This window comes from Nocardia sp. NPDC004722 (genome assembly GCF_053601505.1).
Genome location: NZ_JBSGBY010000241.1, coordinates 1 through 11,631 on the forward strand (window position 1 = coordinate 1; position 11,631 = coordinate 11,631).

Annotated in this window: 13 protein-coding genes and 1 pseudogene; 7 read left to right on the top strand and 7 right to left on the bottom strand. The window is 67.8% G+C overall.

The window, feature by feature from the left end; genetic code table 11:
• Nucleotides 1–196: 196 nt before the first annotated feature.
• Entirely contained in the window at nucleotides 197–2,023 is a 1,827-nt protein-coding gene (locus ACWELQ_RS22965; RefSeq protein WP_452399102.1) for a phosphoenolpyruvate carboxykinase (GTP), read from the bottom strand.
• Nucleotides 2,024–2,118: 95 nt separating this feature from the next.
• Complete coding sequence (locus ACWELQ_RS22970) at nucleotides 2,119–2,439, bottom strand: ArsR/SmtB family transcription factor (RefSeq protein WP_364624478.1); 321 nt, start codon at nucleotides 2,437–2,439, stop codon at nucleotides 2,119–2,121.
• 86 nt (nucleotides 2,440–2,525) lie between these two features.
• Between ACWELQ_RS22970 and ACWELQ_RS22975 the strand changes: the two genes are divergently transcribed.
• Complete coding sequence (locus ACWELQ_RS22975) at nucleotides 2,526–3,329, top strand: alpha/beta fold hydrolase (protein WP_452399103.1); 804 nt, start codon at nucleotides 2,526–2,528, stop codon at nucleotides 3,327–3,329.
• 26 nt (nucleotides 3,330–3,355) lie between these two features.
• The gene (locus ACWELQ_RS22980; RefSeq protein WP_452399104.1) at nucleotides 3,356–3,700 is read left to right on the top strand and encodes a zinc ribbon domain-containing protein YjdM; all 345 of its coding nucleotides are present in this window, start codon (nucleotides 3,356–3,358) and stop codon (nucleotides 3,698–3,700) included.
• On the opposite strand, the gene ACWELQ_RS22985 is transcribed toward ACWELQ_RS22980, so the two are convergent.
• The 3 genes and pseudogenes from ACWELQ_RS22985 to ACWELQ_RS22995 all read right to left on the bottom strand — a co-directional run.
• The gene (locus ACWELQ_RS22985) at nucleotides 3,697–4,254 is read right to left on the bottom strand and encodes a hypothetical protein (RefSeq protein ID WP_452399105.1); all 558 of its coding nucleotides are present in this window, start codon (nucleotides 4,252–4,254) and stop codon (nucleotides 3,697–3,699) included. The two genes, ACWELQ_RS22980 and ACWELQ_RS22985, sit on opposite strands and share 4 nt — an antisense overlap.
• Nucleotides 4,255–4,297: 43 nt before the next feature.
• Entirely contained in the window at nucleotides 4,298–4,873 is a 576-nt protein-coding gene (locus tag ACWELQ_RS22990; RefSeq protein ID WP_452399106.1) for a TetR/AcrR family transcriptional regulator, read from the bottom strand.
• 126 nt (nucleotides 4,874–4,999) lie between these two features.
• A pseudogene (locus ACWELQ_RS22995) lies at nucleotides 5,000–6,121 on the bottom strand (agmatine deiminase family protein); the annotation flags it as partial.
• Between the two features lie 383 nt (nucleotides 6,122–6,504).
• On the opposite strand from ACWELQ_RS22995, the gene ACWELQ_RS23000 reads away from it, so the two are divergent.
• Nucleotides 6,505–7,251, top strand: coding sequence for a hypothetical protein (locus ACWELQ_RS23000; RefSeq protein ID WP_452399107.1), 747 nt, complete (start codon nucleotides 6,505–6,507; stop codon nucleotides 7,249–7,251).
• A gap of 29 nt (nucleotides 7,252–7,280) precedes the next feature.
• Nucleotides 7,281–7,865: a TetR/AcrR family transcriptional regulator gene (locus ACWELQ_RS23005; RefSeq protein ID WP_452399108.1), complete on the top strand. Its 585-nt coding sequence runs from the start codon at nucleotides 7,281–7,283 to the stop codon at nucleotides 7,863–7,865.
• Nucleotides 7,866–7,901: 36 nt separating this feature from the next.
• Here ACWELQ_RS23005 and ACWELQ_RS23010 read toward each other — a convergent pair whose 3' ends face one another.
• Nucleotides 7,902–8,780, bottom strand: a complete 879-nt coding sequence (locus tag ACWELQ_RS23010) for a TIGR03619 family F420-dependent LLM class oxidoreductase (RefSeq protein WP_452399109.1) — start codon at nucleotides 8,778–8,780, stop codon at nucleotides 7,902–7,904.
• A 34-nt stretch (nucleotides 8,781–8,814) separates the two neighbouring features.
• On the opposite strand from ACWELQ_RS23010, the gene ACWELQ_RS23015 reads away from it, so the two are divergent.
• From ACWELQ_RS23015 to ACWELQ_RS23025, 3 genes are all read left to right on the top strand, one after another.
• The gene (locus ACWELQ_RS23015) at nucleotides 8,815–9,324 is read left to right on the top strand and encodes a winged helix-turn-helix transcriptional regulator (RefSeq protein ID WP_379361996.1); all 510 of its coding nucleotides are present in this window, start codon (nucleotides 8,815–8,817) and stop codon (nucleotides 9,322–9,324) included.
• Between the two features lie 84 nt (nucleotides 9,325–9,408).
• Nucleotides 9,409–9,927, top strand: a complete 519-nt coding sequence (locus ACWELQ_RS23020; RefSeq protein WP_452399110.1) for an SRPBCC family protein — start codon at nucleotides 9,409–9,411, stop codon at nucleotides 9,925–9,927.
• Nucleotides 9,927–10,997, top strand: coding sequence for an LLM class flavin-dependent oxidoreductase (locus ACWELQ_RS23025; protein WP_452399111.1), 1,071 nt, complete (start codon nucleotides 9,927–9,929; stop codon nucleotides 10,995–10,997). The genes ACWELQ_RS23020 and ACWELQ_RS23025 overlap by 1 nt, the downstream gene beginning before the upstream one ends.
• Here the strand turns inward: ACWELQ_RS23025 and ACWELQ_RS23030 are convergent.
• Nucleotides 10,972–11,631, bottom strand: a 660-nt coding sequence (locus ACWELQ_RS23030) for a hypothetical protein (protein ID WP_452399112.1), incomplete at its 5' end; no start/stop codon positions are given. The genes ACWELQ_RS23025 and ACWELQ_RS23030 overlap by 26 nt on opposite strands.

The window sequence follows — 11,631 nt, forward strand, 5'->3', positions numbered from 1 at the left end:
AGGCGAAAGCCTTGCAGGACAATGTGATCGGCGGATTCGGCTGGTACTACATCGTGATCGTCACGCTGTTCGTGGCCGAAACCGAGCGCGAGCGGCAACGCCACCAGCGCGACCACCAGCCCGGCCAGCAGGTCCGCGCCCGGGGACCGCAGCGCCGGTAGCCAGTCCGCGCGCGACGGCAGCAAGGTCCGCACGGTCAGAGCGCTTCGGCCAGACGGAGTTTCAGGGACGCCAGCTGGGCGCGGAGGGGCTCGGGCAGCCGGTTGCCGCCGATGGTGGCGTACCAGTCGTCGATCGAGCCGAGTTCGCGCACCCATTCGTCGACGTCGACGGCGAGCGCGGCGTCGATGAGGCCGCGATAGCCCGCGCTCAGCCCGTCGAGGTCGAGCGAATCCGGGGTGGGCACGACGCCGATCGGGGTCGTGACGCCCGCGGCGGTGCCGTCGAGACGTTCGAGCGCCCACTTCAGCACGCGCACATTGTCACCGAAGCCGGGCCACAGGAATTTGCCGTCGGCGCTGCGGCGGAACCAGTTGACCTGGAAGATCTTCGGCAGTCGCGCGCCCTCCCGTTCCCCCATGGCCAGCCAGTGCGCGAAGTAGTCGCCGACGTGGTAGCCCAGGAACGGCAGCATCGCCATGGGGTCGCGGCGCACGACGCCGACGGCGCCCGCGGCCGCGGCGGTGGTCTCCGAGGACAGCACCGAGGCGGTGAACACGCCGTGCTCCCAGTCGAGGGATTCGGTGATCAGCGGGATGGTGGTGGCCCGGCGGCCGCCGAAGAAGATCGCCGAGATCGGCACACCGGCCGGATCGTTCCACTCGGGAGCCACCGACGGGCACTGCTCGATCGGGGTGCAGTAGCGCGAATTCGGGTGCGCGGCGGGCGTTCCCGATTCCGGTGTCCAGTCTCGACCGTGCCAGTCGACGAGGTGGGCCGGGGGCTCGTCGGTCAGGCCTTCCCACCACACGTCGCCGTCGTCGGTGCGGGCGGTGTTGGTGAAGATCGAGTTGCCCGCGTCGATGGTGGCGATGGCGTTCGGGTTGGTGCGCGCGCCGGTTCCCGGTGCGACACCGAAGAATCCGGCCTCCGGGTTGACCGCGTAGAGCCGTCCGTCGGCGCCGAAGCGCAGCCACGCGATATCGTCGCCGACCGTTTCGGCCTGCCAGCCGGGCAGCGCGGGCTCGAGCATGGCGAGGTTGGTCTTGCCGCACGAGGAGGGGAACGCCGCCGCGACGTAGTGCGTCTTACCCTGTGGTGAGGTCAGTTTCAGGATCAGCATGTGCTCGGCCAGCCAGCCCTCGTCGCGCCCGAGCACCGAGGCGATTCGCAGCGCGAAGCACTTCTTGCCCAGCAAGGCGTTGCCGCCGTACCCGGAGCCGTAGCTCCAGATCGTCCGCGACTCCGGAAAATGCGCGATGTATTTCGTCTTGTCGCACGGCCACGCGACATCGGCGTGTCCATCGGTCAGCGGCATCCCCACCGAGTGCAGGCATTTCACGAACTCCGTTCCCGCGGTGAGCTGTTCCCACACCGGGGCGCCGGAGCGGGTCATGATCTGCATGGAGACCGCGACGTAGGCCGAATCGGTGATCTGCACACCGTATTTCGGCTCGTCGGCGTCCAACGGCCCCATGCAGTAGGCGATCACGTACATGGTGCGCCCGGCCATCGCGCCCCGGTAGTGCTCGGTCATGACGACGCGCATGTCGACCGGATCCACCCAGTTGTTGGTGGGCCCGGCGTCGCGCTCGAGCTCGGAGCAGATGAAGGTTCGATCCTCCACCCGTGCCACATCGTCGGGATCCGACACACACCAGAACGAGTTGGGCTTGGCCGATAGCGGGACGAAGGTGCCCTTGGCCACCAGCTCGGCGGTGAGCCGATCCCATTCGTCACGGCTCCCGTCGCAGTAGACGATGCGCTCGGGCGCGGTCAGTTCGGCGATCTCCGCGACCCAGGCCGCGATGCCGGGGTGCTCGGTCGGGGCGGTAGCGACGGTGGCGAGGGAACGTGCGGGCACGGCAAACCTCTCTTCAAGGGAACAACTACGTTATTAGTTTAGAAAACACGAAATCAGCGAGGTGGAGAAGGCCCACCCGATCGGAAGGGTGGGGGTCAGGCGGGTTGTTCGAGCGCCTCGGCTTGGCCGCTGACGACGCCGGTGAGGATGGCGCGTGCGACCGCGAGCAGTTCGGCGACCTGCGGCGAGGTGAGTGCGTAGGTGACGGAGAGCCCTTCGCGGCGGGCGGTGACCAGCCCGGCCCGACGCAGAATCGACAGCTGCTGTGACAGGTTGGCGGCCTCGACGCCGATCTCGGTGAGCATCTCCGAGACGGCGTGTTCGCGTTGGCTCAGCAGTTCGAGCACTCGGATGCGCACGGGGTGACCCAGCGTCTTGAAGAAGTCCGCCTTCATTTGATACAGCGGCCGTTGCATTCCTGGCACAGTTGCAGAGTTTAGCAAGCAGGACAATCAGCTGATACCTTCGGTCGTCCCCGCACCGCGCTACAGGAAGACCGACCGTGCCTCTCGTCACCCTGAACGGCATCCTCCTCAACTACGACGTCACCGGCGAGGGTCCCTTGGTCGTGCTCGTCATGGGCACCGGCAGTCCCGGGCGGGTGTGGCGCACGTATCAGGTTCCGGCACTGGTGAAGTCGGGTTTCCGGGTCGCCACCTTCGACAATCGCGGCATCGCGCCCTCGGCCGAGTGCGCGTCCGGCATGCGCGTCGAGGACCTGGTCGCCGATACCGCGGCGCTCATCGAACACCTCGGCGGGCCCGCGTTCGTGGTGGGCACCTCGCTGGGTGCGCGCGTCACCCAGGAATTGGCTTTGGCGCGACCGGATCTGGTGCGCAAGGCCGTCATGCTGGCCACCACCGGGCGGCCGCATCCGCTGGCGAGCACCCTCAACCGGGGTGAGCAGGCGCTGGCCGCGCAGGGCGTGAAGCTGCCGCCGGAGTACGCGGCCGCGATCAAGGCGATGCTCAACCTCTCCCCGCACACCCTCGAGGCCGACGATTCCGCCCAGAACTGGCTCGACATCTTCGAATTCTCGTCGAGCGCCGAGCCCGCCCCCGGCGTGCTCGCCCAGATGCGCATGGACCGCTCCGCCAACCGCCTGGCCGCCTACGCCGCGATCACCGTCCCCAGCCTGGTAGTCGGTTTCGCTGACGACCGCATGCTCCCCCCGATCTTCGGCCGCGAGGTAGCCGACGCAATCCCCGGCGCCCGCTTCGTGGAACTCGAAAACTGCGGCCACTACGGCTACCTCGAACGCCCCGACGAGGTCAACCGCACCATCATCGACTTCCTCCGCCAGTGATTCCCTCGAACCGTAAGGAGCAGCACGTGACCGACTCCCTGCCGCCCTGTCCCGCCTGCTCGAGCGAATACGCCTACGAAGTGGGCGGATTGCTGACCTGCCCCGAGTGCGCGCACGAGTGGACCGCCGAGGCCGAAGCCGCCCCCGGCGACGGCGTCATCCGCGACGCGGTCGGCAATGTGCTCGCCGACGGCGACACCGTCACCGTGATCAAGACCCTGAAGGTGAAGGGCAGCCCGACCGGTATCAAGGCGGGCACCAAGGTGCGCAATATCCGCCTGGCGCCCGGCATCGGCGATCACGATATCGACTGCAAGGTCGAGGGAATCGGCGCGATGCAGCTGAAATCCAGTGTGGTGAAGAAGGTCTAGCGTGGGAAGTCCTTGCGCTTGATCTTGGCGCGGCGGCCGTCGGGGTGGTGGAAGACGATGCCCTCGGCGAGGTGGCCGGGGGCGAAGAGGCTGTCGAAATCGGCCAGGAAGTCGCGCAGTTCGGGGTAGGTGCGCGGGAGGTCGGGGATCAGCGGCGGGAACAGGTTGAAGGCGGCGCAGAGGTGCTTGTCGAGGCCGAGCGGGTTGCCCTGGATGCGGGGGCCGAGCGCCTCGCAGGAGTGCTCGCCGTCGGGCCAGCCCGAGACGTCGGTGTTCTCGGCGGCGGCCAGGATCCACTTGTCCTCGGCGAGGTCCTCGTGGGCGTCGACGTACCAGCCGTCGGTGATTCCGGCCTGCTTGTGTTCCTTGCTGGGGTTGCGGCGCTTCTCCACGCGCACAAGCTGTCCCGAACGCACGGTCAGGCGGATATTGGTGCCGTCGAGCTTCTCGGTGGCGACACCCTCACCGGCGAAGACCCAGTCGCACGCGGCGCGCGGACGGTCGACCACCTTGAAGCGGTCGTCACGTTCGAACAGGGTCGGAATCTTTTCCATGGCTGGTGATCATTCCGCCATCGTCCCGCGTTGACCACTACATTTAGGGCGCGCCGAGTTCCGCGGCGAGTGCGCCGGTGAGCAGGGTGCGGGCACGGTCGAGGGTGAGCGAGCCGCTGTGCCAGCGTTCGCTGAGGCCCTCGACCAGGGCGGTGAGCCGTTCAGCCACGGCGGCGGCATCGAGATCCAGTGCGATGGAACCGTTTTCCTGGCCGTGCAGGATGAGGGTCTCCACGTCGGAGTTCCAGGCGGCGGTGCTGGCCAGCAGCGGCTCACGCAGCGCGGGATCGAATACCGCGCTGGCGCGCAACTCCCCCCAGGCGACGCTGTTCTCGCGAACATCCTCGGCGTCCTGCAGTTCCAGCAGCAGCATGCGCTCGACCTGGGCGCGCGGATCGAGCAGATCGGCGAAGGCCTGTTCGGTGTAGGTCTCCGCCCGGTGGTTGATGTGGGCGAGGGCGGCGCGCAGGATCCCGGCGCGATCCTTGAAGTGGTAGTAGATCAGCGCGGTGGAAACCCCTGCGGCGGCGGCCAGTTTCTCGACGCGCAGTCCGCGGACTCCGTCCTGTGCGATGACTGCGACGGCGGCTTCCAGGATCTGGGTCTGACGGTCCGACACGGTTCCTCACTCTAGGACGCTCACTCGGGAACTGTTGCGCGGCCGGTCCGGATCGGGCGGCGGCCCGGACCGGCCGCATCCCGGTGAATTGCAGGGTTTCACCGGGAGTTCGGGTGGCTCAGTCGACGGGTTCCTGCTGCGTGTGCAGTGGATGCCGCCGCCACCGGCGGCGATGGCGTCGATATTGATCTGCACCACATGGCGATCCGGGAACAGCCGCTGCAGGGTGGACTGGGCCGCGGCATCGGCTTCGGGGTCCCCGAATTCGGGGGCGATGACGCCGCCGTTGCACACGTAGAAGTTGATGTACCCGGCCGCGAAGTCGTCGCCCGCGCCCTTGTAGCGCAATTCCTCAGGCGCTTCGAGGGTTTCGATCCGCAGCGGGCGGCCCTGTGCGTCGGTGGCGTTGTGCAGGATGTCGAGGTGCTTGCGGGTCACGTCGTAGTCGAAGGACTCTTCGTTGTTGTCCAGCCCCGCGACCACGACGCCGGGTCCGGCGAAGCGGGCGTAGAAGTCGGTGTGGCCGTCGGTGATGTCGTGCCCGGCGATGCCCGGCAGCCAGATCACCTTCTTGATGCCGAGCAGATGCTCGAGCTCGGCCTCCACGTCGGGCTTCTTCCAGCCGCGGTTGCGATTGTTGTTCAGCACACAGGATTCGGTGATGATCGCGGTGCCCTCGCCGTCGACCTCGAGCCCGCCGCCCTCGAGCACCAGATCGGTGTGCACGGTCTCGACGCCGGCGCGGCCGTCGACGAAGGTGGCCACCTTGGCGTCGCGGCGGTGCTGCTGCTTGCCGCCCCAGCCGTTGAAGTTGAAGTCGACGCCGGCCTTGGTGCCGTTGCCCTTCACGAAGACCGGGCCGGTGTCGCGCATCCACAGGTCGTCGAGGTCGGCGGTGATGAGTTCGACGTTCGCGCCGCCGAGCAGGTTGCGGGCCATGTCGACCTCGTCCCCGCGCACCAGCATGGACACCGGTTCGAAGCGGGAGATGGTGGCGGCGATGGTGGCCAGATCCTTGCGGACCTGCGGCAGCAGCTGCTTGCCCCAGATGGCCTCGCTGGCGCCGAAGGCCATCCAGGTGCGCTTGTGCGGGGTGCCCTCGTCGGGCATCACCCAGTCGCGGCCGTCCTTGGCCGCGGACGTGGTGGTGTCACCGTTGAACCAGGAGGAGATCGGGCCGTCGCAGGCCGCGGCCAGCAGCCCACCCATGGCCAACATCCCGGTACGCATGAATCCGCGTCGTTCCATCTCGCTGTCTCCTTGTATGAGGGGTACGGCGCGGCGTTTCCCTCGGCGGCGCGCTGAAACCGATAATCCCGCTGGTAGAGCGGTCGTCCGCACTCGACGACCCGGAGCGGGCACCAGAAACTGTATTCCTGACTGAAATTTCAGTCAAGCACTGCGGCGCAGGTCACGTGGCATGTCGCACCGCCGAATCGCGGCGACGCCATCGCGCTCAACCCACCCCCGAGTCGTATATCTTTGCGCACCAGCGTCATTCGTGACCCAGGACACGCCGACGGTGGCGGGCTGAGGCGGGCGCGGTCCCGGCCGCGCCGACGTGGATCCGATCCGGTCTTTTCGCCGATCTTGCTGTCGGTGCGGCGGCGCAGCCGTCAGACTCGATGGGTATGACCACCGTCCGCATCACCGCCGCTCTGGCCGCTGCTCTCGTGATCTCCGGGGCTGTCGCCATCGGTCCGACCACCACGGCCCTCGGTCCGGCCGTCACGCCCGCGCAGGCGTACGGTCCGGCGTCGTGCGTTCCCGGCAATCCCACCCAGCCCACCGGCGAGCTGTTCGCCACCAACAACACCGCCACCATCACCGATCCGAACGATCCGCGCCTGAATGATCAGCTGTCGCTGTTCGAGCTGGAGGTGAACGCGACCGCGCTCACCGAGCTGGCGCTGCCGGTCGGTTCCCAACTGCTCGACGGGGTGTTCTGGTCCGCGGATTCGGGCACCACCACCTATGAGCGCTCCCGGCAATTCCAGCTGGCCTGCACCGACTACAAGAATCTGTGCTGGGTCGCCGACGACATCCGCGTGCGCGACAACCAGGAATCGGTGCTGACCTTCGAATATCTGCCGGGTGAGGATGCGCGCGCCAACGGTTTCACCGTCACCGTTCCCGGCATCGACCGCACCCGATTCCACGATGCGCTGCTCGCCGATCCGGCGGTCCGCGACACCCTGGGCGGCGGCTCGGTCACCCAAGACGGTGCGCTGATCCTGGTGGCCGATCGCGGCGATATGGCGGTGGTCCGCGATTTCGTGACCGGACTGGGCGCGGCATGGAATTCCGATGCCGTCGTCTACGGCCACAGCGAATTCGTCCACTCCACGGGCACTTCCGCGCTCGCCTGCGCGCTGTGAAGAACCCCGCGGGCGACTAGAATTCAACGATGACGACCAGCCGGAACTCGGTTGTCGGAATTCGCGATCAGCTCGTACGCGCGGCGTATGAGCTCTACACCCGCACCGGCGTGCGCGCGGTGACCGCCGACATGATCGCGGATCGGGCGGGGGTCTCGAAAACCACGCTGCACGAGTATTTTCCGATATTGGACGAGCTGGTCGCGGTGGTGCTCGACCGCCGCGAGCGGCTGTGGACCTTCGGCCTCATCGAGGAGCAGTCGCGATTGCGCGGCGCCACCCCGGAAGAGCAGCTCCTCGCTATCTTCGACGTCCTCGACGAATGGTTCGCCGCAGCCGATTTCGACGCCTGCCTGTTCATCAATGTGCTGCTGGAAATGGGCGCGGAACATCCGCTCGGGCAGGCCGGCATCGAACATCTGCAGACCATTCGCGATATCGTCTCCGCGCGCGCCGAACGTGCGGGACTGTCGGATATCGATAATTTCGCGCGGTGCTGGCACATCCTCATGAAAGGCGCGATCGTCGCCGCGGCCGAAGGCGATCGGCACGCGGCTCGGCGCACCAAATCCATGGCGGCGGAATTGATTCGGTCGCATCGCGGCGCGGCGTGATCAGGCCGGTTCGACACGGCCCGGTTCGAAAACAGCTCAGCTCGGTTCGAAACAGCTCAGCTCGGTCAGCGCGGCCAGCTGATCGAGGTACTGCGCGAGGGATTCATGGCGCACGCGCGGCTGCGCGATGGTGGCACCGGCGTCGGCGAGTTCGCCCAGCACCTGTTCTGCGTGACCAGGCTCGGCGATGGGATCGATCCGGCCCGCCGTACCGACGACCACCTCGAAACCCGGTGCGCGGCAATCGAACCGATCGAGCCGCTGCCGGAGCGCGGCGGCATCCAGTCCGGCCGGTAGCCAGCCGTCGCCGAGGGTGGTGGCCCGCCGCAGGGCCGCGTCGCTGACGCCGCCCACCCAGATCGGCATGCGCGCCTGCACGGCGTGCGGTTCCACCACCAGTCCCGAGAATCGGTAGTGCGAACCGGAATACTCCGGCACCCGCCGCCCGAGCGCGGCACGCAGCGCCGCGATGGCGTCGTCGGCGCGGCGTCCACGATCGGTGAACGAGGCGCCCAGCAGGTCGAATTCCTCGCGGGCGGTGCCCACGCCGACACCGAGCACCACCCGGCCACCGCTGATCACGTCCAGGGTGCCGTACCGCTTGGCGATGGCGAGTGGATGGTGGTAGCCGAGCACAAGAACGCTGGTGCACAACCGAATTCGCGTGGTGCGGGCCGCGAGGTAGGACAGCGTGGCCAGCGGATCCCAGTATCGCGTCCCCCGGCTGCCGCCGAGCATGGCGGAGTCCGAATGCTGCGCCACCGCCACGTGTTCGCTACAGGTCAGGTGGTCGAATCCGAGCCGGTCCGCGGCCTCGGCGATACGGGCGAGTTCGGCGATGCCCGCCTCGCGCTCCCACGCGGCCGACCGCCCCGGAATGTCGAGTACCACCGGGGTGGCGATCCCCATGCGCATCAGTCGTCGTTCCTTCCCCAGCTACTCTCGGGGGATGAAGCGTACGTCCTTCGCGCGGTGGCCCTGCTCGGTGGCCCGGACCATGGATCTGCTCGGCGACTGGTGGACGCCGTTGGTGCTCCGCGAGGCGTTCTACGGCGTGCGGCGATTCGACGAGTTCCAGCAGGAGCTGGGGATCGCGCGCAATACGCTCAGCGATCGGCTGCGCCGCCTGGTCGAGGAGGGGCTGCTGGAGAAGCGGCCGTATCACAGCGAACCGGTCTGGTACGAGTACGTGCTCACCGAGAAGGGGCGCGACTTCTGGGATGTGCTGCTGGTGATGTCGCGCTGGGGTGACCGCTGGCTGGCCGATCCCGACGGGCCGCCGGTGGTGCTCGAGCACACCGCGTGCGGGCACGATACGCAGCTGAAGGTGGTGTGCGAGCACTGCGATCAACCGGTGCCGATCGAGGAGTCGCGGCTGCGCATGGGACCCGGCTATCCCGAGCGGCTGCGCGAACGCCCCGACATCCAGGCCCGTTTCGCCCGGCAGCAGGCCAAGTAACCGATCCCGAATTCAGTCGTTGACCTGCTTAGTCTATTTATGCAACCATCGTGGCAACAGCAGCTTTTCACAGCGAGGTGACGCATGGAGTGGACCGGCGCGAAGTATGCCGATGGACCGACCGCACAGGCCGAGACGTGGATCGACGCGACCCCGGAGACGGTGTGGACGCTCGTCTCCGACATCGCGCTGATGCCGCAGCTGAGCACGGAACTGCAATCGGCGCACTGGGTTTCACCGGACGCCCCGCCCGGCGTCGGCGCCACGTTCGTCGGCACCAGCAAGCACGACGCGCTCGGTGAATGGTCCACCACCTCGCATGTCGTGGAGTGGGATCCCCCGCACGCCTTCGCCTGGGCGGTCGAGGATCCCGAGACGCCTACCGCCACTTGGCGTTTCACTCTCCAGGACGTGAACGGCGGTACCGCGCTGCGGCAATGGGTGCGGATGGGACCGGGCCGGTCGGGGCTGAGCATCGCCATCGAGGCCATGCCCGACAAGGAGGAGAAGATCGTCTTCGTGCGCATGCGCGAATTCGAGGCGGGCATGCAACAGGTGGTCGCGGAGATCAAGCGGCGCGCCGAACTCGGGGGTGAACGCTGATGCGCACCGCCACCACCGTCGAGTTCTCCCGTGACGCCCAGCAGGTCGTCACCTTCGTGCGCGAGGCCGAGACCATGGGCCTGGACATCTGCTGGGTCGCCGAGGCGTGGGGCTCCGATGCCCCCTCCGCGCTCGGCTATCTGGCCGCCCGCACCGAACGAATCCTGCTCGGCTCCGGCATCATTCAGATCGGCACCCGTTCACCGGTGGCGATCGCGCAGGCCGCGCTCACGCTGGCGGAGCTCTCGCAAGGCCGGTTCCTGCTGGGCCTGGGCCCCTCCGGCCCGCAGGTCATGGAGGGCCTGCACGGGGTGCCGTTCGCGCGCGCGCTGACCCGCATGCGCGAGACGATCACGGTGATCAAGCAGGCGTGCGCCGGGGAGAAGGTCTCCTTCCAGGGCGACACGGTGCGAATCCCGTTGGACGGCAACAGCAAACCGATGCGCCTGTCGATCCCGGCCAACGCCGACATCCCGATCTACATCGCCAGCATGTCCCCCAAGATGCTGGAGCTCACCGGCCGGGTGGCCGACGGCTGGCTCGGCACCAGCTTCGTCCCCGAAGGCTCGGCCGCCTACTTCGATCATCTGGATGCGGGCCTGGCCGCCGCCGGGCGCGCCCGCGACGACATCGACGTCTGCCAGGGCGCGGAAATCGCGTTCTTCGACGATGAAGAGGCCGTCTCCCGCCACGTCGCGGGCCGAAAACTGGAGCTGGCCTTCAGCATCGGCGGCATGGGCAGCGCCAAGACCAACTTCTACAACGCCGCCTACGCCCGGCAGGGCTGGTCGGAGGTCACCGAGGAGATCCGCGCCCGCTGGCAATCGGGCGACCGGGAAGCCGCCGTCGCACTCGTCACCGACGAGATGGTCCTGGCCACCACCCTCATCGGCACCCCCGACATGGTCCGCCGCCGCCTGCGGGTCTGGAGCGACGTCGGCGTCGACACCGTCCGCCTCTACCCGGCGGGTGACACCCTCGAGGCCAAACTCGCCAACCTCGCCCAGGCCCTGGACCTCATCGCCGATCTAGATCGGGCACAGGTCATTTCACCTTCGGAAGTCGGCTGATCTCGGTCTTCATGATCGATTTGGCGGCCGGGCACGCCTTCGTCCGATCGCCGGACGGCCAGCCGTCGACGGACACTCCGAGTATCTCGCGCGCCTTTCCGATGGTGCGGTACACGTAGTAGAAGGTGCAGCCCGGACCGGCGGAATCGTCGGTGTCGTAGGTCAGCACCTGGATGCCGTCGCCGAGATCCACCGGCCGCGGAGGCGCGGGGTCGCTCGCCCACACCGTGTATTCCGTGCGCACACTGTCGAGGCCGTCCCACACGCAGGTGTGGGCGGTCGCGGTGGTGGGCTGTTGCGGGAGCGGGCCGACCAGCGGGTCGAGCTCGGCCCGGGAGACGAGCGCGCAGGGATCGATCGTGGTCAGCGTCGGTTCGGCGTGGGCGGGGATCGTATGGCGGGTGGTGACCATCCGGGCCAGCATCTGCTGTGCGAGGCCGCATTCGGTGGCCGGGTGGACCTGGAACTGGATTCCCCAGTGACCCGACCCCGACAGGTCGACGCCTCGATAGCAGACACCACCGAGGGTGCTCTCGTTGTCGGCGCGGATGGGGAATCCATCGGCCGACGCACCGGTGGCCGTGGTGGACAGGTCGGTGGGCTCCCCCACGGTGATCCACAGGGATGCGTCACC

Excerpts from the sequence above, each read along its gene's own strand:
- ACWELQ_RS23000 (WP_452399107.1), top strand. The coding sequence starts at position 6,505 with ATGACCACCGTCCGCATCACCGCCGCTCTGGCCGCTGCTCTCGTGATC.
- ACWELQ_RS23015 (WP_379361996.1), top strand. The coding sequence starts at position 8,815 with ATGAAGCGTACGTCCTTCGCGCGGTGGCCCTGCTCGGTGGCCCGGACC.
- ACWELQ_RS23010 (WP_452399109.1), bottom strand. The coding sequence starts at position 8,780 with ATGCGCATGGGGATCGCCACCCCGGTGGTACTCGACATTCCGGGGCGG.
- ACWELQ_RS23025 (WP_452399111.1), top strand. The coding sequence starts at position 9,927 with ATGCGCACCGCCACCACCGTCGAGTTCTCCCGTGACGCCCAGCAGGTC.
- ACWELQ_RS23020 (WP_452399110.1), top strand. The coding sequence starts at position 9,409 with ATGGAGTGGACCGGCGCGAAGTATGCCGATGGACCGACCGCACAGGCC.
- ACWELQ_RS22985 (WP_452399105.1), bottom strand. The coding sequence starts at position 4,254 with ATGGAAAAGATTCCGACCCTGTTCGAACGTGACGACCGCTTCAAGGTG.
- ACWELQ_RS23005 (WP_452399108.1), top strand. The coding sequence starts at position 7,281 with ATGACGACCAGCCGGAACTCGGTTGTCGGAATTCGCGATCAGCTCGTA.
- ACWELQ_RS22970 (WP_364624478.1), bottom strand. The coding sequence starts at position 2,439 with ATGCAACGGCCGCTGTATCAAATGAAGGCGGACTTCTTCAAGACGCTG.